Source organism: Corynebacterium sp. UD i78 (genome assembly GCF_056280545.1).
Genome location: NZ_JBWCED010000001.1, coordinates 1,314,741 through 1,337,580, shown reverse-complemented (window position 1 = coordinate 1,337,580; position 22,840 = coordinate 1,314,741). Strand labels below are relative to the sequence as shown.

The following is a 22,840-nucleotide window of genomic DNA, read 5'->3' as shown; positions in this document are numbered from 1 at the left end:
GGCATGCTGGCTGTCATGTACAAGACTTTCGAGGGCCTCGACGATCTGCAGACACTGGTGGAACAGGCCTATGGAGTCCCCATGTCGGGGAACTGCATGGTCAACCGTTCCAGTGCCATCGATCTGCTCGACATGGTCCGGCACTCCATCCCCGGTGACCTGGACGATGCCCAGGATGTTCTTGACCGGGAGGACGCGATCCTTTCCGAGGCGGAGATGAAGGCGACCAACCTCGTCTCTGACGCCGAGGCCGAACGCGACCAGATCCTCTCGGACGCCCGCAACCAGGCGGAAGACACTCTGGCGGACGCCGAGGAGCGGGCGAACGCCACCGTCTCCGACGCCGAGGCGCAGGCGGTGCGCCTGGAGGAGGACGCCCGCCGTGAGTACCAGGAGACCACCGCCCGAGCCGAGGCGGAGAAGACCCGCCTGGTGGACGAGGGGAACAATCTCTACGACCGGGCGGTCAACGAAGGTATCGCCGAGCAGCGTCGACTGGTCAGCGAGTCCGAGGTCGTCCGCGAGGCCGAGGCAGAGGCCCGCCGCATCATCGAGTCCGCACACGCCGACTCCGACCGGCTGCGCCGCGAGTGCGACCAGTACGTCGACAGCACGCTGGCCCAGTTCGAGGAGTCCCTCAACGGGTCGCTGCGCACCGTGTCCCGCGACCGCTCCGCACTGCGCAAGGGTGCGGGTGTCTCCGGCAACCGGTACCCGCGCGAGCAGCGGGAGGGGCGTGAACCGCGCGAGAGCCGCAACGACTGGGGCGAGCGCGGCTGATTCGACCCGCCTGACCTGAGAAGGGTAAGAATGACAAGGTGAGTACGAATCCCTTCCAGCTTGAAGTCCGTGAGGTCCTCCGGTCCACCGGAATGCCTCAGCACCTGACCACCACCGGCCCCGCACCGGTCCGCCTCGGCGGTGAGATGCTCGGTGTCACCGAGGGATCGCCGATCGAGGTCGACGCCGACGTGTCGAACCTGGGGGAGTCCCTGCTGGTGGACGCCACCGTCCACGGCCAGGCCACCGGCCAGTGCTCCCGCTGCCTGGCGGAACTCGATGAGCCGTTGTCGGTGCACATCAGCGACGTCTTCGGCCTCAACGCCGACTTCATCACCCGTGACGGTGTCGCCGGGGGCGAGACCGAGGACGACGATGATTTCGACCCGCTGCTCGTCCAGGACGACATGGTCGACATCACCCAGCTGGTGCTCGACGAGGTGGGCCTGAACCTGCCGTTCAACCCGGTGTGCGAGGACTACGGTCACGAGTGCGCCGAGGACACCCCCGCTCCCGACGGCATCTCCGAGGAGCAGGCGGCTGCCCCGGACACCCGGTGGGCGGGCCTGGCAGGCAAGCTCGACGAGATCGCCGACGAGGCAGGCTCCGACGACAGTGAAGACGGGAAGAACTGATGTCGCGTAAGCGTCGCCTGACCGGCGAAGCCGCACTGGAAGCGGCATTCTCGAAGACCGACCATGCCCCGCTGCTTGCGGCGTGGGGTGTGGAACTGTCCGACGGGATGCTGCGTCTGGCACTGTCGCACCGTTCCTTCGCCAACGAGAACGGCAACCTGCCGAACAATGAGCGGCTCGAGTTCCTCGGGGACGCCGTCCTCGGTCTCTCCGTCGCCGAGCAGCTCTACCGGCAGTTCCCGGACCGTTCCGAGTCCGACATCTCCAAGATGCGCGCCGGTGTGGTCAACATGTACGCCCTGGCTGAGGTGGCCCGGGAGCTGGGCATGGGTGCAAATATCCTGCTCGGACGCGGCGAGGAGATGACCGGCGGTGCCGACAAGCACTCCATCCTCGCCGACTCGGTGGAGGCCATGCTCGGCGCGATCTACCTGGAGTGCGGCTTCGAGGTCGCCCGTGCCACGGTGCTGCGCATCTTCGAGCGCAAGATCACCACCGCCCCGTCCACCGGTCTCACCATGGACTGGAAGACCGTGCTGCTGGAGAAGATGTCCGACCTGAGGATCTCCGGGGACCCGGTGTACGCCTCCGACGTCAAGGGGCCGGACCACGACCAGACCTTCAGCGCGACCGTCTCCTTTGACGGTGAGGTGCGCGGCACGGGGACCGGGCACACGAAGAAGGAGGCGGAGCACCATGCCGCCCGTGAAGCCTACCGCATGCTCAGTGGGCTGAACGGCTGAGTCGTCGGTGCCTGAGCTTCCTGAGGTCGAGGTCGTCCGCAGCGGTCTGGCCGAGCACATGACCGGTGCGACCATCATCGGCACCGAAGTGCTTCACCCACGCGCGGTACGTGGCCAGCCCGGCGGTGCCGCGGCCCTGGAAGCGGGTCTGGAGGACGCCAGGATCACCGCTCTCCGACGGCGGGGCAAGTACTTCTGGATCGACCTGGAGTACCCGCGTGTGGCTGAGGGGGCAGGACAGGGTTCAGGACGTTGCCTCCTGGTCCACCTCGGTATGTCCGGGCAGATGCTGCTCGGCGAGCCGGGCCAGGTGACCTCACCGCATCTGCGGATCCGGTCACTGCTGGTCACAGACACCGGGAGAGAACTGGAGCTCAGCTTCGTCGACCAGCGGACCTTCGGCCGCTGGGAACTCAACGCCCCGGGGGTGACCGACCCGGTGCCGCATATCGCCGTGGATCCGCTGGACGCGGCCTTCGATACCGCGCACACCGCCCGCGTCATCCGGAAGAAGCGCTCCGAGATCAAGCGTGTCCTGCTGGACCAGACCGTGGTCTCCGGAATCGGGAACATCTACGCCGACGAAGCACTGTGGGCGGCACAGGTGCATCCGCGGAAGAAGGCGACCGCGATGCGTCAGGCCGATGTCGTGGCCCTGCTGGACGCCGCCGCTGAGGTGATGACCCGGGCCCTGGCCGCGGGCGGGACCTCCTTCGATGACCTCTACGTCAACGTCAACGGGGCGTCCGGGTACTTCTCCCGGTCGCTCAACGTCTACGGACGCGAGGGCGAGCCGTGTCCTCGGTGCGGGACGCCCGTTGTCCGGGAACAGTGGACCAACCGGTCCTCGCACTACTGCCCGGAGTGTCAGCGGCGCTGAGCCGCAGCTAGTCGAAGAACACCGAGCCGTCGTCGGCGATGTACCAGCCCGGGTTGTGGGCGATCTCCCAGATGACGCCGTTCGGGTCTGCCGCGTGGCCGTGGAAGACTCCGCCGAATGGGCCTTCCTGGGCCGGCGTGAGGATCGTTCCACCTGCCGCCTCGAACGCGGCGAGCGTGTCCGTGACACTGTCCCGGTCAGGTACGTTGTGGGCCAGCGTGACACCGCTGACGGCACTGCCACCGCCGCTCGCCCGGTCACGGAGAAGGTCCTCGTCGAACTTCCCGGCGTCGAACAGTCCGAGCAGCAGCCCCGGGGCGATCTGGAAGAAGATGATCTCGCCCGGCTCGTCATGTGCCATGGGCCACCCCAGCCCATCGTGGTAGAACCTCCGTGCCGCGTCGAGGTCGGGAGTTGCGAGCGTGAGGAAGTGCAGGCGTGGTTCCATGGACCGAGTCTGACAGGTGCCTGTCCCGGTGCCAACCACCCGGCGAATCTCTTCCGGGGCTCCGGCAGTGGTAGGAGGCGCCGGTCAGCTGACGAGCTTCAGCCCGATCACGCCGCCGATGATGACCGTGAGGAAAAGGATCCGCAGTGCAGTGACCGGTTCTTCGCCGGTCGTCATCGCCCAGGCCACGGTGCACACTGCACCGACCGCCACCCATACCGCGTAGGCGGTGCCGGTCGGCAGATCCCGCATCGACCACGCGAGACCGCCCATGCTGACGACCAGTGCGGAGAAGAACACGACAGTCGGCCAGAGGCGGGAGAGTCCGTCGGAACGCCCGAGCGCGGTCGCCCAGACCGCCTCGAAGACACCGGAGACAACGAGAATGAACCATGACATGGCAGCCACGACCTTTCGTGGCCGTCTTGTCGTCGTCCGGGTACGGCTCCCTCGTCCGGCGGTGAACGTCTCTGGTCACCGTCGCCTCCAGTAATAGCACACGGTACCGGTGGACCTTGGGCGAGCAACCTCCCGGAACCTGTGCTCAGACTGACCCAGGGGAACGCGGCGGATTGACTGGTCGACAATCGCCTACCGCGTGTAGCGAAGGAGCACCACGCCGCCGGAGAACGCCCTGCCTTCTGCGAGGGTGAGGTCGAGCAGTGTCGAGAGTTCACGGATCTGCCCGGCAAGGTCGTCCCCACCACGCAGGACGGTGGTGCCCTCCCAGTCCGGATCCTCGAGACTGCAGGAGACGACATATTTCCCGACGCGGTCGAGATGGTCGGTGACGCCGGTCCTGTCGTCGACCTGTCCCGGCCAGAACTCCTGCATCTCCTCGAACGTGATGCGTCCGACGAGGAAACCGTCTGAGGCGGCCGCGTGGTCCTGAGTGACTCCGGCCAGTTCTCGCCCCTGCTCGTCGTTGTCGGTGGGGTCGAACCAGGTGCCGTCAATCTCGACGACACCGTACGGGGTGATGTCCTCGGTGATGATGAGCCGACGTGTCACGGAGCCTACCAGCGGCGACAGTCGCTGCCGAGCGCCCCGGCGTCCCCTACCGTAAAGTCGCCCGACATGGCGGATTTCATCACCTCACTAAATGACTCCTACTGGGGCGTCGTTGTCTGGATCCTCGTCGGTGCCGGTGTCTACTTCGGTATCCGAACGATCGTGGTCCAGATCCGGCTGCTGCCCCATATGTTCGGTGCGGTGACTGAGCCACCGTCCCAGGATGACGACATCCTGGCGCAAGGTGCCGCGGCCCATGCCGGGGAGAAGGGCACCAAGGCCCCGGAAAAGAGCATCTCGCCGTTCAAGGCGTTCACGATCTCCGCGGCGTCCCGCGTCGGTACCGGCAATGTGGCCGGCGTGGCTGTCGCGATCACCCTCGGTGGCCCCGGTGCGGTGTTCTGGATGTGGATGATCGCCATCCTCGGCGGTGCCACCGCCTTCATCGAGGCGACGCTGGCCCAGCTCTACAAGACCCGTGACTACGCCGCCAACGCCTACCGTGGCGGCCCGGCGTACTACATGACCCGTGGACTCAACGCGAAGTGGCTGGCGGTGATCTTCGGCGTGGTCATCACGATCACCTTCGGATTCATCAACAACGCCCTGCAGACCAACTCCATCGTCAGCTCCGTCGCCACCTCGGTCGACAGCGACACCACCACGATGAAGGTCGTCATCGGTGTCGCCGTCGCTCTGCTCACCGCGATGATCGTCTTCGGTGGTGTCCAGCGCATCGCGTCCTTCACCCAGATCTTCGTGCCGTTCATGGCGATCGCCTACATCCTGCTCGGGCTGCTGGTGATCGGGATGAACATCTCCGAGATCCCCTCAGTTGTCGGGGACATCATCGGCGGGGCATTCGGGTTCAAGGAGTTCGCCGGCGCGACTGTCGGTGCCGCGTTCATGAACGGCATGCGTCGCGGTCTGTTCTCCAACGAGGCAGGTCAGGGTTCCGCCCCGAACGCTGCCGGTACCGCCGCGGCGTCCCACCCATGCAAGCAGGGCCTGGTGCAGACCCTCGGCGTCTATTTCGACACCCTCGTCGTCTGCTCGGTGACCGCCTTCATCATCCTGCTGTCCAATCCGACCTTCGGAACCGATGTCGAGGGGGCGAAGCTGACGCAGGATTCGATGGCGGCCCAGGTCGGTGACTGGGGCACGCACGCGGTGACGTTGATCCTGTTCTTCCTCGCCTTCTCCTCGGTCATCGGCAACTACTACCTCGCCCAGTCGAATGTGGAGTACTTCACGAAGAACCCGGTGGTCATGCTTGTCTTCCGGTCGCTGGTGGTGATCTGCGTCTTCCTCGGCGCGATCGTCGATGTGCCGGTCATCTGGGCGCTGGCGGACACCGGGGCGGCGACGATGGTGGTGCTCAACCTCTGTGCGCTGATCCCGCTGTGTCCGGTGGTGCTCAAGCTGCTGCGGAACTACAGCCTCCAGAAGAGGGAGGGCAAGGACCCGGTGTTCCGCCGGTCCATGATCCCGGGCCTGAAGAATGTCGAGTGCTGGGACGACAAGGACGACTCCTTCGAGGCCGTGGGAACGGTCGGACTGCGTATCTGATCAGGGCAGTTGATCAGGGCACTTGATCAGGGCAGTTGATCAGGGCACTGTGTGGACGCCGTCTCATCGTCGGTGTTGAGGTGGCTGTAGCGGAAGCTCAGCGTGTCGTCGGCCCGGGTACCGACGAGGAACCCCCGGCGGACCTCGCCACCGGCGTACTCGGCCCAGATTTCACCGTCGGCCTCGTGGTAGTGGAAGACGGTGGTGGGGCGGATCTCACCGCCCTCGGCCTGGGCGGCGGCCGTGAAGCGGCGGTCATCAAGTGAGGGGAGGGGGTTGGTGTTCTGCACGGGGACGACACTAACGGCGGTGGCGAACCCAGGGGTACGGATGCGGAATATCGCACCCACCTCCAACTTGCCAATAGAAAGTGTCCAGTTCGTGGCGGTCGATGTTGCAGGCGAGGTGCGATATCCGACAGTCGCCCGACTGGATTAGACTCGGCGGCATGACTGACCAGGCAGATCCCGCCCGACCCGCCGAACCCGCCGAACCCGCCGACCTCGCCGCGTCCCCCGTCCGCCTCACCGCGTGGGTCCACGGGCACGTCCAGGGCGTCGGCTTCCGCTGGGCGACCCGGACGAGGGCCCTGTCACTCGGGCTTGTCGGGTTCGCGTCGAACTACCCGGACGGCCGCGTCCTCGTCGTCGCCGAAGGGCGTGAGGACTCCACCGACACTCTGCTGGCCTGGCTGCGTTCCGGCGACACGCCTGGCTGCGTCGACACCGTGGTGGACTCCGTGACCGGCCCACGCGGCGGCTACGAGGGATTCGGGACCCGGTGAGAGCCTGACAGTTCACCTGAACGTCACCTCGCCGCCGCTGCGGGGGAAGCTCCGCGCCTCTTTCGGGTGCGAGGGTGTTCGATGGTCGCCGCACGGGTGACCGTCCGTGGCAGTCTCCGACCCAGAAAGTCCATCATGACCTCCCCCCTTCCTTCCCGGTTCCCCCGTATTCTTCCAACCAAACGACGTACCGCTCGGACGGTGCTCACCGGCGTGGTTGCCACTGGTGCCCTGGCACTCAGCGGGTGTCAGTCTGACGGAGATGCCGTCGGAGCGGCAGCGGCAGCATCAGAGACAGTGGAAGCGGATGGGTCGGTTACACCTGTTGTCCTGGACACTCCTCGGCTGTCCTCTGCCGACAACTTCCGCGACGTCGCCGGTATCACTGAGGCATACGCGGCCGGTGACGCGACACTTCGTCCCGGTGTCGTCTACCGGTCCAATGTACTTGACCTTTCTGATGCGGACCTGTCCACCGTGGAGAGTCTCGGGGTGGGAACCGTCATTGATCTGCGTACCTCGGAAGAGATCGCGGAGACACCGGACCGGGTTCCCGCGGGCGCCGAGTACAGGAATATCAATATCCTGGGAGACACGGAGAATGCGGCCAATCAGCAATCTGACCTGGACTTGTCGACTCCGGAGAAGGCAAGGGAGATGCTCCGGCAGGCGAACGTCCAGTTCGTCGAAGACGCCACGATGCGTGAAGGCATCGGCAAGGTGATCACCGCCGTCGCTGAGTCGGATGGGCCGGTGCTCTTCCACTGCACCGCCGGTAAGGACCGGGCGGGTTGGGTCGCGGCAGTGCTGCAACTCGCGTCAGGAGTGTCGAGGGAGGATGTGATTGCCAACTACACCGCGACGAATGACTACACCAGAGATCGTGTGGCAGCCACCGTCGACCAGATTGAGGCACACAAGGGTGACGCGGAGGCCGCATCGTATCGCGTGCTCCTCGGTGTCAGTCCGGACTTTCTTGAGGCGGGGCTAGACGCCATGGACGCGCAGTACGTAGGAATCGACCGCTATCTGACCGATGGGCTCAACCTCGGTGACGAGACAGTGGATGGTCTACGGGACAAGCTTGTGGCCTGACCGGGAACGCGGAACGGGCAGGTAGGATGGCATAGTCATCATCTGTTCTGTACTGCCTCGCGAACACCGAAAGCCCCGACCTGCCCCATGCACCTGAAGTCACTGACCCTCAAGGGGTTCAAGTCCTTCGCCTCGGCGACGACCCTGAAGTTCGAGCCGGGGATCTGTGGCGTCGTCGGGCCCAACGGCTCCGGCAAGTCCAATGTCGTCGACGCGCTGGCCTGGGTGATGGGGGAGCAGGGTGCGAAGACCCTGCGTGGCGGCAAGATGGAGGACGTCATCTTCGCCGGCGCCGGTGACCGTAAAGCCCTCGGCCGTGCCGAGGTCACGCTGACCATCGACAACTCCGACGGGGCACTGCCCATCGACTACTCCGAGGTGTCCGTCACCCGACGGATGTTCCGCGACGGGGCGTCCGAGTACGAGATCAACGGGGCGAAGGCCCGGCTGATGGACATCCAGGAACTGCTCTCGGACTCCGGCATCGGCCGCGAGATGCACGTCATCGTCGGCCAGGGGCGCCTCTCCCAGATCCTCGAGTCCCGGCCCGAGGAACGTCGCGCCTACATCGAGGAAGCGGCCGGCGTCCTCAAGCACCGCCGCCGCAAGGAGAAGGCGCAGCGCAAGCTCGTCTCTATGCAGGGCAACCTCGACCGCCTCCACGACCTCACCGAAGAGCTCGCCAAGCAGCTCAAGCCACTGGCCCGGCAGGCCGAGGCCGCACAGAAGGCCGAGCGGGTCCAGGCCACCATCCGCGACAACCGGCTGCTGCTCACCGCCGACAAGGTCCGCCGGCTCACCGACCAGCTCACCGAAGCGGACGCCGAACTCTCCGTCCTCACCGCCGACACCGACGCGGTGCGCGTCGAGCTGGAGGAGTACTCCGGGGAACTCGCGGTCACCGAGGAGGAACTGCGCACCGCCCTGGAGGACGCCGAATCCGCCAGGAACCTCTGGTTCACCCTCTCGACCATCGCGGAGAAGAACGCCGCGACCCTGCGTATCGCCGCCGACCGTGCCTCCGAGTCCGGTATGTCGGACACCTGGACCGGCACCGACCCCGATGACCTGATCGCCCGTGCCGAGGCCGCCGAGGAGGAGCAGGCGACCCTCGACGAGGAAGTGGAGATCGCCACCGAGCGGCTCAGCGAGGTCCGCGAGGAGGTCGAGGACCGGGCCGAGGCCGCCCGCGAGGCGGAGCACGAACATCTCGCCCAGGTCCGCGCCATCGCCGACCGTCGGGAAGGCATCGTGCGCCTGCTCGCCCAGCAGGACGCCCTGGAACAGCGCCGCTCCGCGCTCGACAACGAGATCGCCCGACTCGAGCAGACCGTCGCCGAGCACCGCGAGTCCATCGAGGAGACCACCGGTGCCGAAGTCGCCGAGGCGGTCGAGGCACTCGATGAGATCGAGGCTGCCGGGGAAGGACTGGCAGAGGCTGCGACACGGGCCGCCGAGGAATCCACCGGTGCCGAGACCCGCGTCACCGAACTGCGGAAGACCGAGCGCGAGCTGGAGAAGAAGCTCGCCACCCTCGACGCCCGCATCGACGGCTGGCGCGACCGGCTTCGTCCCACCGACGGCGGGGCGGTGGCGGTGAAGACCGCCAGGCAGCTCGGTCACGCCGAACCCCGCCCGCTGGCCGGTCTGGTCACCGTCAACCACGGCTGGGCCGCCGCCGTCGCCGCCGTCCTGCCCGAGGGGCTGGTCGGCTCCGCGGACCGGGAGGCCGTCGCCGCGGTCGTCGCCGCCCTGGTGGACGCCGGGGAGGGACGCACCACCCTGGTCCGCGCGACCGGCGAGGGCTCGGACGGTTCACCCTGGCGGTTGGACTCCCAGGCGCTGGCGGAGGTCTCCGGGGCAACCTGGTTGCTTGACCACCTCGACATCGCCGCCGAGGTCGTCACACCGGTCACGTCACTGCTCGTCGATGTCGTCGCGGTGGATTCGGTGGACGCCGGACGCGCCGTCGTCACCGCCGATCCCCGGCTGCGCGCGGTGACCAGGGACGGCGTCCTGCTGGGTACCGGCTGGATCGCGGCCGGTTCCGGTGGGGCCACCCCGGTCGAGCTGTCGACCCGTATCACCGAGGCCACCGGTGAGGTCGATGACCTGCGCAGTGAACTCGGTGACCTGCAGGCCTCACTACGCGGGGCGGAGCAGACCGCCGAGGAACTGCGCACCGCCGCCGCGTCCGCCAAGGCCGCCGTCCGGGACCATGAGGGACGCCTGGCTGCGGCGAAACGGCGCGCCGAGGCGTCCTCCCGGGCAGCCGAGCAGGCCGGACGCCTGCTCGCCCGGGCGACCGCTGACCGCGATGAGGCTGAACAGCGACGCGAAAAGCTCGCCGCAGAGGCCGACGAGGTCGCCGACCGGCTCGCCCGCGTCGGCTCCGAGGACACCGGCGAGGAACCGTCCACCGCCGAGCGGGACTCCACCGCCCAGGCGCTGACCCAGACCCGGGCCATGGAGATGGAGGCACGCCTGGCACTGCGCACCGCCGAGGAACGGGCCGGGTCCCACCGCGGCCGGGCCGAGGGGCTGCGCCGGCAGGCCCGCCAGGAAGCGTCCGCCCGCGAACAGTTCGAACGTGCGGCGGCGAGACGCCGGGCCGCCCGGGAGCGCGCCGGCGTGGTACACGCCCAGGCGCAGCGCGTCGACCTGCGGCTGAAGGACGCCCTGAACCGGGCGGCAGAGTCCCGCACCCGGACCGCGGAAGCGCACCGGCAGTGGCAGGAGACCCTTGCACGCAGTAAGGACAAGGTCAACACCTTGACCCTGCGGCTCAACCACCTCACCGACAAGTCCCACCAGGCCGAGATCGCCCGCTCCCAGGCGCAGCTGCGCCTCGAGCAGGCCCTCGACCAGGCCATGGACCAGCTCGGCATGACGGCACCCCAGCTGCTCGCCGAGGCACCCGGCGAGGACTTCGACCGGGATGTCGCGGCGAAGGAACTCGCCGCCGCCGAGAAGTCCCTGCGCAACCTCGGCAAGGTCAACCCCCTGGCCCTCGAGGAGTTCTCCGCGCTGGAGGAACGTCACCGCTTCCTCGCCACCCAGCTCGACGATGTCGAGCGTGCCCGCGCCGACCTGGAGGACGTCATCCGGGACGTGGACTCCACCATCCTCCAGTTGTTCACCGACGCGTGGACCGATGTCGAGGCGGAATTCCCACGGGTCTTCGACACCCTCTTCCCGGGTGGCGCCGGACGCCTGATCCTCACCGACCCCTCCGACATGCTCACCACCGGTATCGAGGTCGAGGCCCGTCCGCCGGGCAAGAAGGTCAAGCGGCTGTCGCTGCTGTCCGGTGGCGAGAAGTCGCTGACGGCCCTGGCGCTGCTGGTGGCGATCTTCCGCGCCCGACCCAGCCCCTTCTACGTCATGGACGAGGTCGAAGCCGCCCTCGACGACGTGAACCTGCGCCGCCTCATCGCCCTGTTCCTGGAGCTCAGGCGCGATTCCCAGCTCATCGTCATCACCCACCAGAAGCCGACGATGGACATCGCCAATGTGCTCTACGGTGTGACGATGCGCGGCGACGGGGTGACCCGCGTCATCTCCCAGCGCATGCACCCGATGGAGGCCGTGCCCGATGACGCGGTGGTCGTCGAGACCCCTTAGAATGGGTCGTCGTGAGTGCACCGAGCCCAATTGCAGACCTGTCCGATTCCCTCCTTGCCTGGGCCTCGAGCACCGAGGTGGATCTCGCCCGTCGTCTCGGCGAGCTCCCCGGTGACCCCGCCATCTTCGTCCGCCTCGACATCAACGGCGACGAACTCGAACGGCTCACCACCTTCTACGGCACCTTCCTGTCCCGGCAGATCGACGCAGGCGGGGATGAGGCGGCGCTGCTGGCCACCTGCCCGGCACTGACCGCCTCCACCCTCCTGTTCCGTGCCGCACGGCTGAACACCGTCGCGGAACTCTCCGCCGAGTTCTGGTCCGGTCTCGGACTGGAACCCACCCCGGAGCGCATCGCCCTGGTCAGCCCCGACACCTACGCCGATCTGCTCACCGCCGCCGGCCTTGACCCGGTGGACATCGCCGCGACCGGATCCGACGGTGAGACCGGCCGACTGTTCGCCCACATCGGTCTGGCCACCGACTGGATCCCCGAGCTCATCGAGCTCATCGACACCCGACGTCTCGACGGCATCGCCGAGGAGGACGCGGACGCCGAAGCAGCTGCCGTGGCCGCTGTCCTGGCGACCGAGTCGCTGCAGGCCGGCCCGATGTGTGCGGTACTGCCCGCACTGGCCGCCGACCTCATCGCCCCGGTCGTGCGCGTCGTCCGCTATGTCGCCGAACACCCCGGTCACTGGCGGCACGGCCTGGAGGCAGACGCCGTGGACGGCGTCCCGCCGCTGATCCTCGAGGACGTCATCGAGGAACTCTCCGAGCGTCCCGCGGGTACCACCGCCCGGCGTCACCGTGTCGGTGTCGGTTCCCGTGAAGACCGGCCGCGTCTGGCCCTCGACCTGGCCCGCCAGCGCACCGTACTGCGTCTGCCCGAGGTCCCCCTGGCGGAGGACGGTGGCGGTGAGGTCCGCTGGCACGTCGACATCGAGGGCCGTCCGGCCGGATTCCGTACCCGTCGCGCCGATGTCCCGGGCAGTGCCGTCACCGGTATCCTCGACATCCCGGTGCGCCATCCGGTCCGCGAGATCGGCGTCCGCGATCTGACCCACGACGACTCCTGGGTCGTCAACGGGGTCGACGAGACCGACCCGGCGCTCGTCTTCACCCGGCGTGGCAAGGACCTCACCGACCGGGTGTCCCTGCACCATGACCGCGTCCTCGTCGTCTGCCCGGCGGACGCCACCGCCGTCGACGCCGTCCGTGACGTGCCGCTTCCCGTGATCGCCGAACGTCCCGTCAAGACGTGGGACGGCTGGGTGATCCGTGACATCGACCTGGCGGACGCCGTCTCCCTGCACATCGACCGACCCGGGGTGGCACGCCCGGCGATGGGGAAGATCCGGTGCGTCGACCCCCGTCAGCGCGTCGTCTTCCACGAGCCCGACGATCCGGCCCCCGGTGTGCGTTCCCTCGGCGGACTGCCGGTGCACACCGAGAGCCTGCAGGCAGTGTTCCCGCCGACTGTCTCCGGGGCCCCGGAGATCTGGTTCCTGTCGGTGAGTTCCTGGGCGGGCCCCGACGAGACCGGCGAAGAGGTCACCGAGGAGGAGCCGCTGGAAGTCCCGGCCGAAGGTGGCCTGTTCGATGTCTTCGACCCGGAGGCCTACGACACCCCCTGGGTGGGTGAGTACCTGGTCCGCATGCGCGGCCCGCGCAACGAGTCCTTCCGCCACGAGTACGCCATCGTCGAAGGTCTCCAGGTCGAGGCACCCGAATCGCCGCGCCTGGCCCGTCTCACCGGCCTGTCTCCGGTGACCGTGAACTTCCGCGGCGGCGACAAGCCGCTGATCATCGCCGGTTCCGTGGATCTGGGGCCGGGGGAGAAGCAGGTCCAGGTCATCGCCGAGACCGACGCCGGCGACGCCCTGCCGTTGGTCGTCGAACCGCCGCGGCTGCGCTACCAGCTGCCGCTCATCGGCGAGGACCCGATGTGGCGCACCGAGTCCATGGTGCTCTCCGCGGACGCCGTGGACACCACCACCCGGTTCCGGATCCGCCCCGGTCTGCCCGTCGAAAAGCCCGTGCTGGTCATCCGCGACCACCACGGTAGCGCGGTGCGGACCCTGCGTCTCGGGACCGTTGACGCCGTGACCTGGTCCATCTCCCTCAAGCCGCTGGCGGGGTCGCTGGCGATGCTGCGCGAAGGCTCCTGCGAGCTGGAGTTCATCGCCGACGGCCGGAAGCACTCGGTGCGCCTGGCGTCCTTCACCCCCTCGGTGGAACGGACCGCCGAGCTCGTCGACGGTGTGCTGACGGTGACTCCGACGCCGGTCGCCCTGACCGACCGGCCCGTCGGCGCATGGGTGTGGCAACTCACCGCACCGTGGCAGTCCGCGGTCACCGTCATGTTCGCCGAGGGCGGCGCGACGGCCACGGTGCCGGCGGAGTTCTGCGACGCCGGCCCACTGAAGGTGCAGCTGTTCGCCGGTGACCGGTTCAGCGGCCTGCACGCCCCGGCGACGCCCGGGCCTGCGGCGATCCGTGTCGAGGCCCCCGGCCACGCGCGTCCCGACGAGGACGGCCCGTGGACCCGGCTGTCCGCCTTCCTCGCGGGTGAATCCGACGAGGCCCCCGACGACATCGACGTCCTCACGACCCTGTGGGACGTGCTGGCCGGCTGGCTGTCCGGTGGAGCGCCGGACGCCGCGGGCGAGTCCATGCGTGCCGCCCTGTCCCGCCACCCGCGGGAGTCACTGCGGGCGATGTCCCGGTCGCTGGTGCCCTCCACGGACCGGCCGGCGCAGTTCATCCTCTCCGGCCTGGTCCACGCACCGCTGCGCACCGACGAGGCCGACCCGAATCCTGGTGTCGCCTGGATCGCTGCCCTGGAGATCCTCGGTGAGCTGGCCGCCACCGACGACGAGGACACCGCCGCGCGTCGCGAGATCGGCCAGCGGCTGACCACCGTCGGTGGTGCCGAGCTGGCCCGTACCGTCGAATCCGGTCGCGACGCGACCCTGGAGACCTCCTGCATCGACGCGACGACGGTGCAGATCGCCCAGCTCTCCCCGGAGCAGCAGGAGGCGGTCCTCGGTGCCTTCTTCGCCGGCTCGAAGGTGGTGCCCGGCGCGCTGTCGGAGGAGAACTCGAGGCTCATCGCCGTCTTCGAGACCTTCCGTCAGCGGGAGGAGCTCAATGAGATCCTGGCTGATCCGGAGCTGCTGCGGGTCGCTCTGACGCTGCTGCGTCGGATCCGTCAGACCAACCGTCAGCTGTTCACCTCGGCGCGGGTGCGCTTCGACAAGCTGGACAACGTCGACACCGACAACCCGGACAACCGGTGGGCTCTGGCTCCGGTGATCAGCATGATCCTGGCGATGGCCGCGCGCCTGCGCGCCCATGGTCGCCTGGGTGCGCCCGGTCAGCTGACCTCGGCGTATGTGGGGTGGGCGCAGCTGGCGCGCATCGTCCCGGACCTCATCACCGGTGACCTCGTCGCCGCCGACGCCATGGTGCTCGGTGTCTTCGGACCGGACGATCCGGAGTCGGACGCGTCGGACGCTGCAGACGCTGCAGAAGCTGCGGAGGGTGCAGACGCTGCGGAGGGTGCAGACGCTGCGGAGGGTGCCGCTGATGTGGTGGACGCCGCGTCCGCGTCCTCAGACGGTGCCGGGGAGGCTGCCGCAGGGCGCGTCGCCCGCCAGCCGCGTAGTCCGCGTCAGCCGCGCACCCCGCGTGAGCCGAGGACGCCCCGCGGGCGGGCCTGATTCTCTGAGAGCCTGCAGGGTGGGAGTGCCGGGTGGGATTGCTGGGGCGGCGTCATGAGAAACTCGCGCAAAAGCCCGTTGAACCGGGATTCTCTCACGACGCCCGAGAGGAACGCATGACGCGGTGGGCCCAGGTGCAGTGAGTGACCTGCCAGTGTGGGGGTGCTGTGGCCGCGTGGGGGCGTGTTCTGATTCACTGGGGGACATGAACTCGGTCACCTGGATCATCATCGCCGTCGTCGCGGTCCTCGTCATCATTGCGCTGCTTGTCGTTCTGGGGCTGCGCAGGGGGAAGACCAAACAGGTCTCCTTCGAGAAGAAGGAGGAGCTGGAACAGAAGAAGCCGACCTCGGGGGACTATGAGGCCAAGGGCGGATTCAACTTCAGCGCCGGTACCGCCACCGGACTCGCCGATGAGGCGCAGAAGATCGCCGAGGGGAAGAGCCCGGAGAAGGAGTCGGTGGAAAAGCCGGCGCCGACGCCTGCTCCGGAGCCCACCCCGGAGCCCACCCCGGAGCCCACCCCAGAGCCAGAGCCCGAGGTCGAGCCTGAGCCGGAACCCACTCCCGAGCCTGCCCCTGAGCAGGAGGCAGCGCCGGAGCCTGTTGAGGCAGAACCTGGGGCTGAGCAGGAACCGGAGCCTGAGATTGTCGAGCCGGAAGCCGAGCCGGAGCCCGAGCCGGAGCCCGAGCCTGAGGCAGAGTCGGAGCCCGAGGTTGAACCCGAACCGAGTCCCGGGTCCGCTCCCGCAGCTGCACCGGTCGAGGAGATCGCCCCGGTCGAGGGTCGTCTCGGCCGACTGCGCGGCAGCCTCTCCAAGTCCCAGAACGTCATCGGACGCGGCGTCCTCGGTATTCTGTCCGCCGGCGACCTCGACGAGGACGCCTGGGAGGAGATCGAGGACACGCTGATCATGGCCGATCTCGGTACCAAGACCACCGTCGCCGTCGTCGAGAAGCTGCGCGACCGGATCGCCACCGAGGGTGTCGAGAGCGAGGCCCAGGCCCGCGCGATGCTACGCGAGTGCCTTATCGAGGCCGCCCGTCCCGAACTCGACCGCTCCATCCACGCCATGCCCTACGACGGTAAGCCCGCCGTCATCATGGTGGTGGGCGTCAACGGCACCGGCAAGACCACCACCACCGGCAAACTGTCCCGCGTCCTCGTCGGCATGGGGCACAGCGTCCTGCTGGGTGCGGCCGACACCTTCCGTGCCGCCGCGGCCGACCAGCTCGAGACCTGGGGACGCCGCGTCGGTGCCGAGACCGTCCGTGGCAAGGAAGGCGCAGACCCGGCGTCCGTCGCCTTCGACGCCGTCGCCCGTGGCGTCGACGAGGGAGTCGATGTCGTGGTAGTCGACACCGCCGGACGCCTGCACACCTCCGTCGGCCTCATGGACCAGCTCGGCAAGGTCAAGCGTGTCGTCGAGAAGAAGGCCAAGGTCGACGAGGTCATCCTCGTGCTCGACGCCACCGTCGGGCAGAACGGCCTGATGCAGGCCCGTACCTTCCGCGACGTCGTCGACATCTCCGGTGTCGCCCTGACCAAGCTCGACGGCTCCGCCAAGGGAGGCATCGTCTTCCAGGTGCAGGAGGAACTCGGCGTTCCCGTGAAGCTCGTCGGACTGGGAGAGGGCGCGGACGATCTCGCCCCCTTCGAGGTCGAGAGCTTCGTGGATGCGCTGCTGGGGTAGCAGTCCCGGGGCCTGACAGGCTCTGATGTCAGATGTGTGACCGAGGTCGCCGTCGCAGGAAACGATCCTGTAACGGCGGCCTCGTCTCATTTCACGTGTACGAAATCTTCAGGGGCGGACCCGTGAAACACGGCTGCATTTGACTGTCTCCTGTGGCCGGTAGCCGACGCCGGCGCTAACGATCCCGAGGAGATGGACAATGACCCCAGAGGAAATGGTGACCGCCACCGGTGACTCTGCCTGGATGCTGATGAGTGCAGCTCTTGTGCTGCTCATGACCCCGGCGCTCGCGCTGTTCTACGGCGGCATGTCCCGCCAGAAGTCCGCGATCAACATGATGATGATGTCCTTCGGCACCCTGGGACTGGTGGGCGTGATCTACGTCCTCTGGGGCTGGTCGATGTCCTACGGCACCGAATCGGTGGGCGGCTGGTTCGCCAACCCCTTCGAGTTCTTCGGGCTGAAGGACTCGATCACCGATGACGCCGGTAACTACATCGTGGGTGCGGCCGGGTACGCGAATGTCATCGACATCGGATTCCAGCTGACCTTCGCCGTGATCACTGTGGCGATCATCTCCGGCTCCCTGGCCAACCGCGTGAAGTTCTCCACCTGGATGGTCTTCGCCGACATCTGGGTCACCCTGGCCTACTTCCCCCTGGCACACATGGTCTGGGGTGGCGGCTTCCTGTCCGACTCCGAGGACGGCATCGCCGCGATGATGTTCGGCAGCACCGACGGTGAGGCGGACATCGCCCCGATCGACTTCGCCGGCGGTACGGTCGTCCACATCAACGCCGGTATGGCCGCCCTGATCCTCGCCCTGATCATCGGCCGCTCCCGCTCCTTCATGAAGTCCGACGCCCGTCCGCACAACCTCCCGCTGGTCATGCTCGGTGCGGCTCTGCTGTGGTTCGGCTGGTTCGGTTTCAACGGCGGTTCCGCCTTCGGCGCCAACGGGGACGCCGGCTTGGCCTGGCTCAACACCACTGTCGCCACCTGTGCCGCGATGCTCGGCTGGCTCCTGGTCGAGCAGCTGCGTGACAAGCACGTCACCTCCCTGGGCGCGGCGTCCGGTGTCGTCGCCGGTCTGGTCGCGGTCACCCCGGCCGCCGGTAACCTCACCCCGGTCACCGCGATCATCCTCGGTGCCGTCGGTGGTGCCCTCGCCGCGGTGGGTGTCGGCCTGAAGTACAAGTTCAAGTTCGACGACTCCCTCGACGTCGTCGGCGTCCACCTCGTCGCCGGCCTGTGGGGCACCGTCGGTATCGGCCTGCTGGCCACCGACGACGGCCTGCTCACCGGTGGTGGCGGAGACGGCTTCAAGCTGTTTATCGTCCAGATCGTCATCGCCGTGGTCGCGCTGGTCTACACCGCGATCGTCACCGCTGTCATCGGCATCATCCTGAAGAAGACCATGGGCTGGCGTATCTCCGGCAATGACGAGGTCGCCGGTATCGACTCCGTCCTGCATTCCGAGTCGGCCTACTCCGACGACGGTGACCTCACCGCCCTGGAGGCTGAGCAGGACGCAGCGGGGGTCGCCACGAAGGGCTGACGCTCCGCACCCGGCCTCCTGTCGGGCCCGTGAAACCACCGGAACCCGGTACAGATCCCGCGAACCACGCAGTTCGCGGGATCTGTGCCGGGTTCTGGTGGGTCGGTGTCCTTCTCCGATGGCTGAGACCCGGGTCCATGAGTGATGATGGCGCAACTTCCGGCCCCTCCGAATGTGCCGCCCCGTCGACACCGGGTACTGTGGTGGGGTCCGAAATCTGTAGTCCCAAGGGAGTAGTTCCACAGTGTTTGAGTCCTTGTCAGACCGCCTCGCAGGCGCCCTCAAGGGGCTGCGGGACAAAGGCCGGCTGACCGAAGCCGACATCAACGCCACCGCGCGGGAGATCCGGCTCGCCCTGCTCGAGGCCGATGTCTCGCTGACCGTGGTCCGTGGCTTCATCAAGCGGGTCAAGGAGCGCGCCAACGGTGTCGTCGTCTCCGAGGCACTCAACCCCGCCCAGCAGGTCATCAAGATCGTCGACGAGGAGCTCAAGGAGATCCTCGGCGGTGAGACCCGTCGGCTCAACCTGGCGAAGAACCCGCCGACCGTGATCATGCTCGCCGGTCTGCAGGGTGCCGGTAAGACCACGCTGGCCGGAAAGCTGGCCAAGCACCTGGTCAAGCAGGGGCACACCCCGATGCTGGTCGCCTGTGACCTGCAGCGTCCGGGCGCGGTCCAGCAGCTCCAGATCGTCGGTGAGCGCGCCGACGTCACCACCTTCGCCCCTGACCCGGGCACCTCGCTCGACTCCCTCGACCACGAGATGGGCACCAGTCACGGTGACCCGGTCGCCGTGGCCCAGGCCGGTATCGAGGAGGCCGCCCGCACCAAGCATGACGTGGTCATCATCGATACCGCCGGTCGCCTCGGCATCGACGAGGAGCTCATGACCCAGGCGCGGAACATCCGCGACGCGGTCAACCCCGACGAGGTCCTCTTCGTCATCGACGCGATGATCGGTCAGGACGCCGTCACCACCGCGGAAGCCTTCCGTGACGGTGTCGACTTCACCGGCGTCGTCCTCACCAAGCTCGACGGTGATGCCCGTGGTGGCGCCGCCCTGTCGATCCGTGAGGTCACCGGCAAGCCCATCCTCTTCGCGTCCACCGGTGAGAAGCTCGAGGACTTCGACGTCTTCCACCCGGACCGGATGGCCAACCGGATCCTCGGCATGGGTGACGTGCTCACCCTCATCGAGCAGGCCGAGCAGGTCATGGACCAGGAGAAGGCCGAGACCGCCGCCCAGCGTATGGCGTCCGGCGAACTCACCCTCGAGGACTTCCTCGAGCAGATGATGATGATCCGCCGGATGGGTCCGCTGGGCAACGTCCTCAAGATGCTGCCCGGCGGCAAGCAGATGAGCCAGATGGCCGACAACGTCGACGAGGGGCAGCTCGACCGCATCCAGGCGATCATCCGCGGTATGACCCCGGCGGAGCGTCAGGACCCGAACATCCTCAACGCCTCGCGCCGTAAGCGCATCGCCAACGGTTCCGGTGTCGCAGTCTCCGAGGTGAACCAGCTGGTCAACCGCTTCTTCGAAGCGAAGAAGATGATGGGCAGGATGGCCGGGCAGATGGGCATGGGCGGCATGAACCGTTCGGCGACGAAGAAGAAGCCGAAGGGGCGCAAGGGCAAGAACGGCAAGCGCAAGCCCGCGAAGAAGGGCGGCGGTCAGCAGCGCATGCCGCAGGGTATGCCGGGCATGCCCGGAATGGGTGGCGGAATGCCGGGTATGGGGGGCGGTATGCCGTCGATGGCCGACCTGCAGAAGATGCAGCAGCAGATGCCCCCGGGGTTCGAGAACGTCGACCTCGACAATCTCGACTTCGGCAAGAAGTAGGGGAGTAGCCGGGGCTGGTCAGGTTTGGTTCCGGGCACTTCCCTCGGGTAGTGTTGAGCAGTCTGCGTAACACCGTCACCGACCATGGTCGGCCGGTGGTCACGCGCAGGATAAATCCAAGGGTTGAACCGGCCCGGTGCCGCACCGTGAAGGTGGGCAGCGGGTGTCAGCACTGCCCGGTGACCGTCTGAAAAGAAAGAGGACCAGCAATGGCCGTCAAGATCAAGCTCCAGCGTCTCGGTAAGATCCGGACCCCGCACTACCGCGTCGTCATCGCCGACGCCCGCACCCGCCGCTCCGGCAAGGTCATCGAGAACATCGGTACCTACGAGCCGAAGGCCGAGCCGTCCGTCATCAAGATCGACTCCGAGCGCGCCCAGCACTGGCTGTCCGTCGGCGCCCAGCCGACCGAGCCGGTCCTCGCTCTGCTGAAGGTCACCGGTGACTGGCAGAAGTACAAGGGCATCGAGGGCGCCGAGGGCACCCTGAAGGTGGCAGAGGAGAAGCCGTCCAAGCTGGACCTCTTCAACGCCGCTCTCGCCGAGGCCGCCGACGGCCCGACCGCCGAGGCCATCACCTCCAAGAAGCGCGAGGCCAAGGCCGCCGCCGAGGCCAAGGCTGCCGCTGAGGCCGAGGCTGCTGACGCCGCTGAGGAAGAGGCTCCCGCCGAGGAGTCCGCGGAGTAGTCCACTCCGGCATCAGACCCCGTCGCCGCACATCGTGTGCGGAGGCGGGGTTTTCTGCATTCCGGGGTGGGGGAGGACGCCGTGGGGCGCTGCGCCGGGCCGTAGCGGGACCGGGGGTCCGACGGGGACGCCGGGGTTGGCCGTCAGCCGGTGTCGGACGGGGTGCATCCCGGCCGAATGTTTCAGGGTTCCGATGATCCGCCCCCGAATATGGTCCCCGGCCACCCCCGAAATCCCATCCAGTGGATCAATTGTTACGGCAGCGTAAAACGGAGGGCCGGAGATTGCGGTTACATTTCAGGCCGAGTGCCCTACCGGTAAACTGTCTAAGGTTTCTTGTTACGGGGACGTTACGAATGTTTCCCCGGCATGACAATACCGGACGACACTGCAGAATTACACTGAAGGAGCACGATGGACGTCGAATCCACAGTCAAGGGCTATTACGAGAAGATCCTCCAGCGCAACGCCGGTGAGCCTGAGTTCCACCAGGCCGTTTCCGAGGTGCTGGACAGCCTCCGTTTCGTCCTCGCGCAGGACCCCCACTACGCCGACCAGGGCCTCATTGAGCGCCTCGCCGAGCCGGAGCGCCAGATCATCTTCCGCGTCCCGTGGATCGACGACCAGGGCAACGTCCAGGTCAACCGTGGTTTCCGTGTGCAGTTCAACTCGGTCCTCGGCCCGTACAAGGGTGGTCTGCGTTTCCACCCGTCGGTGAACCTGGGCATCATCAAGTTCCTCGGCTTCGAGCAGATCTTCAAGAACTCCCTCACCGGCCTGCCCATCGGCGGCGGCAAGGGTGGCTCCGACTTCGACCCCAAGGGCCGCAGCGAGCTCGAGATCATGCGCTTCTGCCAGTCCTTCATGACTGAGCTGCACCGCCACATCGGCGACAAGACCGACGTCCCCGCCGGTGATATCGGAGTCGGTGGCCGTGAGATCGGCTACCTCTTCGGTCAGTACCGCAAGATGACCGGCCGTCACGAGTCCGGCACCCTGACCGGCAAGGGCCTGCAGTGGGGTGGCTCCCTCGTCCGCACCGAGGCCACCGGCTACGGCTGCGTGTACTTCACCCAGGAGATGATGGCGGCCCGTCACGAGCGCCTCCACGGCTCCAAGGTCATCGTCTCCGGTTCCGGCAACGTGGCCATCTACGCCATCGAGAAGGCCCAGGAGCTCGGCGCCACTGTCGTCGGCTTCTCCGACTCCTCCGGCTACGTCTTCACCCCCGACGGCGTGGATGTCGAGCTGCTCAAGGACATCAAGGAGGTCCGTCGCCTGCGTGTGTCCGACTACGCCAAGGAAGTTTCCGGCGCCACCTTCCACAAGGGCGGCAACATCTGGGAGCTTGAGGCTGACGTCGCTCTGCCGTGTGCCACCCAGAACGAGCTGGACGGCGAGTCCGCCCAGATGCTCGCCGACAACGGTGTGAAGTACGTCGCCGAGGGTGCGAACATGCCCTGCACCCACGACGCCGTCCAGGTCTTCCAGAAGCGCAAGATCGACTTCGCCCCGGGCAAGGCCGCCAACGCCGGCGGTGTCGCCACCTCGGCCCTGGAGATGCAGCAGAACGCCTCCCGTGACTCCTGGTCCTTCGAGTACACCGACAAGCGTCTGCAGGACATCATGCGCAAGATCTTCAAGAACACCGCGCGTACCGCCGGCGAGTACGGTGTCGAAGGCGACTACGTCGTCGGCGCGAACATCGCCGGCTTCAAGAAGGTCGCCGACGCGATGATCGCCCAGGGCGTCATCTAGTCTGTAGT

At 67.4% G+C, this 22,840-nt stretch carries 18 protein-coding genes and 1 riboswitch; of the genes, 14 read left to right on the top strand and 4 right to left on the bottom strand.

Annotated features, from left to right (window positions below):
- Positions 1-15 precede the first annotated feature (15 nt).
- Genes ACZ9GM_RS06265 through mutM form a run of 4 tightly spaced genes read left to right on the top strand, consistent with a single transcriptional unit; the run spans position 16 to position 3,038 of the window.
- The gene (locus tag ACZ9GM_RS06265) at positions 16-780 is read left to right on the top strand and encodes a DivIVA domain-containing protein (RefSeq protein WP_291473243.1); all 765 of its coding nucleotides are present in this window, start codon (positions 16-18) and stop codon (positions 778-780) included.
- Between the two features lie 38 nt (positions 781-818).
- On the top strand, positions 819-1,415 hold the full coding sequence (locus ACZ9GM_RS06260; RefSeq protein WP_476037434.1) for a YceD family protein: 597 nt from the start codon (positions 819-821) through the stop codon (positions 1,413-1,415).
- Complete coding sequence (gene rnc / locus ACZ9GM_RS06255; RefSeq protein ID WP_291473241.1) at positions 1,415-2,158, top strand: ribonuclease III; 744 nt, start codon at positions 1,415-1,417, stop codon at positions 2,156-2,158. Before ACZ9GM_RS06260 ends, rnc begins: the two co-directional genes overlap by 1 nt.
- Before the next feature lie 7 nt (positions 2,159-2,165).
- On the top strand, positions 2,166-3,038 hold the full coding sequence (gene mutM / locus ACZ9GM_RS06250; RefSeq protein WP_476037433.1) for a bifunctional DNA-formamidopyrimidine glycosylase/DNA-(apurinic or apyrimidinic site) lyase: 873 nt from the start codon (positions 2,166-2,168) through the stop codon (positions 3,036-3,038).
- Positions 3,039-3,045: 7 nt separating this feature from the next.
- On the opposite strand, the gene ACZ9GM_RS06245 is transcribed toward mutM, so the two are convergent.
- The 3 genes from ACZ9GM_RS06245 to ACZ9GM_RS06235 form a co-directional block, all read right to left on the bottom strand.
- The gene (locus ACZ9GM_RS06245) at positions 3,046-3,486 is read right to left on the bottom strand and encodes a VOC family protein (RefSeq protein WP_291473239.1); all 441 of its coding nucleotides are present in this window, start codon (positions 3,484-3,486) and stop codon (positions 3,046-3,048) included.
- A gap of 84 nt (positions 3,487-3,570) precedes the next feature.
- Positions 3,571-3,885 carry a DMT family transporter gene (locus ACZ9GM_RS06240; RefSeq protein WP_014010248.1) on the bottom strand — a complete coding sequence of 105 codons (315 nt, stop codon included), beginning with the start codon at positions 3,883-3,885 and terminating at the stop codon, positions 3,571-3,573.
- Between the two features lie 14 nt (positions 3,886-3,899).
- Positions 3,900-3,970, bottom strand: a riboswitch (guanidine-III (ykkC-III) riboswitch).
- Positions 3,971-4,077: 107 nt separating this feature from the next.
- Complete coding sequence (locus ACZ9GM_RS06235; protein ID WP_476037432.1) at positions 4,078-4,497, bottom strand: dihydrofolate reductase family protein; 420 nt, start codon at positions 4,495-4,497, stop codon at positions 4,078-4,080.
- Positions 4,498-4,563: 66 nt separating this feature from the next.
- On the opposite strand from ACZ9GM_RS06235, the gene ACZ9GM_RS06230 reads away from it, so the two are divergent.
- A complete protein-coding gene (locus tag ACZ9GM_RS06230; protein ID WP_291473237.1) occupies positions 4,564-6,066 on the top strand; it encodes an alanine/glycine:cation symporter family protein in 1,503 nt (500 codons plus the stop codon).
- Between the two features lie 26 nt (positions 6,067-6,092).
- Here the strand turns inward: ACZ9GM_RS06230 and ACZ9GM_RS06225 are convergent, their stop codons facing one another.
- Positions 6,093-6,356, bottom strand: coding sequence for an avidin-fold protein (locus tag ACZ9GM_RS06225; protein ID WP_291473236.1), 264 nt, complete (start codon positions 6,354-6,356; stop codon positions 6,093-6,095).
- A gap of 158 nt (positions 6,357-6,514) precedes the next feature.
- On the opposite strand from ACZ9GM_RS06225, the gene ACZ9GM_RS06220 reads away from it, so the two are divergent.
- From ACZ9GM_RS06220 to gdhA, 9 genes are all read left to right on the top strand, one after another.
- Positions 6,515-6,850: an acylphosphatase gene (locus tag ACZ9GM_RS06220; RefSeq protein ID WP_291473235.1), complete on the top strand. Its 336-nt coding sequence runs from the start codon at positions 6,515-6,517 to the stop codon at positions 6,848-6,850.
- Positions 6,851-7,051: 201 nt separating this feature from the next.
- Positions 7,052-7,945, top strand: coding sequence for a tyrosine-protein phosphatase (locus ACZ9GM_RS06215; RefSeq protein ID WP_476037431.1), 894 nt, complete (start codon positions 7,052-7,054; stop codon positions 7,943-7,945).
- 87 nt (positions 7,946-8,032) lie between these two features.
- Positions 8,033-11,569, top strand: a complete 3,537-nt coding sequence (gene smc, locus ACZ9GM_RS06210; protein ID WP_476037430.1) for a chromosome segregation protein SMC — start codon at positions 8,033-8,035, stop codon at positions 11,567-11,569.
- A gap of 11 nt (positions 11,570-11,580) precedes the next feature.
- The gene (locus ACZ9GM_RS06205) at positions 11,581-15,294 is read left to right on the top strand and encodes a hypothetical protein (RefSeq protein ID WP_476037429.1); all 3,714 of its coding nucleotides are present in this window, start codon (positions 11,581-11,583) and stop codon (positions 15,292-15,294) included.
- A gap of 205 nt (positions 15,295-15,499) precedes the next feature.
- Positions 15,500-16,987 carry a signal recognition particle-docking protein FtsY gene (gene ftsY / locus ACZ9GM_RS06200; protein ID WP_476037428.1) on the top strand — a complete coding sequence of 496 codons (1,488 nt, stop codon included), beginning with the start codon at positions 15,500-15,502 and terminating at the stop codon, positions 16,985-16,987.
- A gap of 199 nt (positions 16,988-17,186) precedes the next feature.
- On the top strand, positions 17,187-18,545 hold the full coding sequence (locus ACZ9GM_RS06195) for an ammonium transporter (protein ID WP_476037427.1): 1,359 nt from the start codon (positions 17,187-17,189) through the stop codon (positions 18,543-18,545).
- A 244-nt stretch (positions 18,546-18,789) separates the two neighbouring features.
- Positions 18,790-20,388 (top strand): signal recognition particle protein, encoded by a 1,599-nt coding sequence (gene ffh, locus ACZ9GM_RS06190; protein WP_291473229.1) that lies wholly within the window; start codon positions 18,790-18,792, stop codon positions 20,386-20,388.
- A gap of 209 nt (positions 20,389-20,597) precedes the next feature.
- Complete coding sequence (gene rpsP / locus ACZ9GM_RS06185; RefSeq protein ID WP_291473228.1) at positions 20,598-21,074, top strand: 30S ribosomal protein S16; 477 nt, start codon at positions 20,598-20,600, stop codon at positions 21,072-21,074.
- A 414-nt stretch (positions 21,075-21,488) separates the two neighbouring features.
- The gene (gene gdhA / locus ACZ9GM_RS06180; RefSeq protein WP_291473227.1) at positions 21,489-22,832 is read left to right on the top strand and encodes an NADP-specific glutamate dehydrogenase; all 1,344 of its coding nucleotides are present in this window, start codon (positions 21,489-21,491) and stop codon (positions 22,830-22,832) included.
- Positions 22,833-22,840: the final 8 nt, after the last annotated feature.

Bases quoted from the DNA above. Each gene is read 5' to 3' on its own strand.
- ACZ9GM_RS06265 (WP_291473243.1), top strand. From the start codon at position 16: ATGTACAAGACTTTCGAGGGCCTCGACGATCTGCAGACACTGGTGGAA.
- rnc (WP_291473241.1), top strand. From the start codon at position 1,415: ATGTCGCGTAAGCGTCGCCTGACCGGCGAAGCCGCACTGGAAGCGGCA.
- ACZ9GM_RS06245 (WP_291473239.1), bottom strand. From the start codon at position 3,486: ATGGAACCACGCCTGCACTTCCTCACGCTCGCAACTCCCGACCTCGAC.
- ACZ9GM_RS06240 (WP_014010248.1), bottom strand. From the start codon at position 3,885: ATGTCATGGTTCATTCTCGTTGTCTCCGGTGTCTTCGAGGCGGTCTGG.
- ACZ9GM_RS06230 (WP_291473237.1), top strand. From the start codon at position 4,564: ATGGCGGATTTCATCACCTCACTAAATGACTCCTACTGGGGCGTCGTT.
- ACZ9GM_RS06220 (WP_291473235.1), top strand. From the start codon at position 6,515: ATGACTGACCAGGCAGATCCCGCCCGACCCGCCGAACCCGCCGAACCC.
- smc (WP_476037430.1), top strand. From the start codon at position 8,033: ATGCACCTGAAGTCACTGACCCTCAAGGGGTTCAAGTCCTTCGCCTCG.
- ftsY (WP_476037428.1), top strand. From the start codon at position 15,500: ATGAACTCGGTCACCTGGATCATCATCGCCGTCGTCGCGGTCCTCGTC.
- ACZ9GM_RS06195 (WP_476037427.1), top strand. From the start codon at position 17,187: ATGACCCCAGAGGAAATGGTGACCGCCACCGGTGACTCTGCCTGGATG.
- rpsP (WP_291473228.1), top strand. From the start codon at position 20,598: ATGGCCGTCAAGATCAAGCTCCAGCGTCTCGGTAAGATCCGGACCCCG.
- gdhA (WP_291473227.1), top strand. From the start codon at position 21,489: ATGGACGTCGAATCCACAGTCAAGGGCTATTACGAGAAGATCCTCCAG.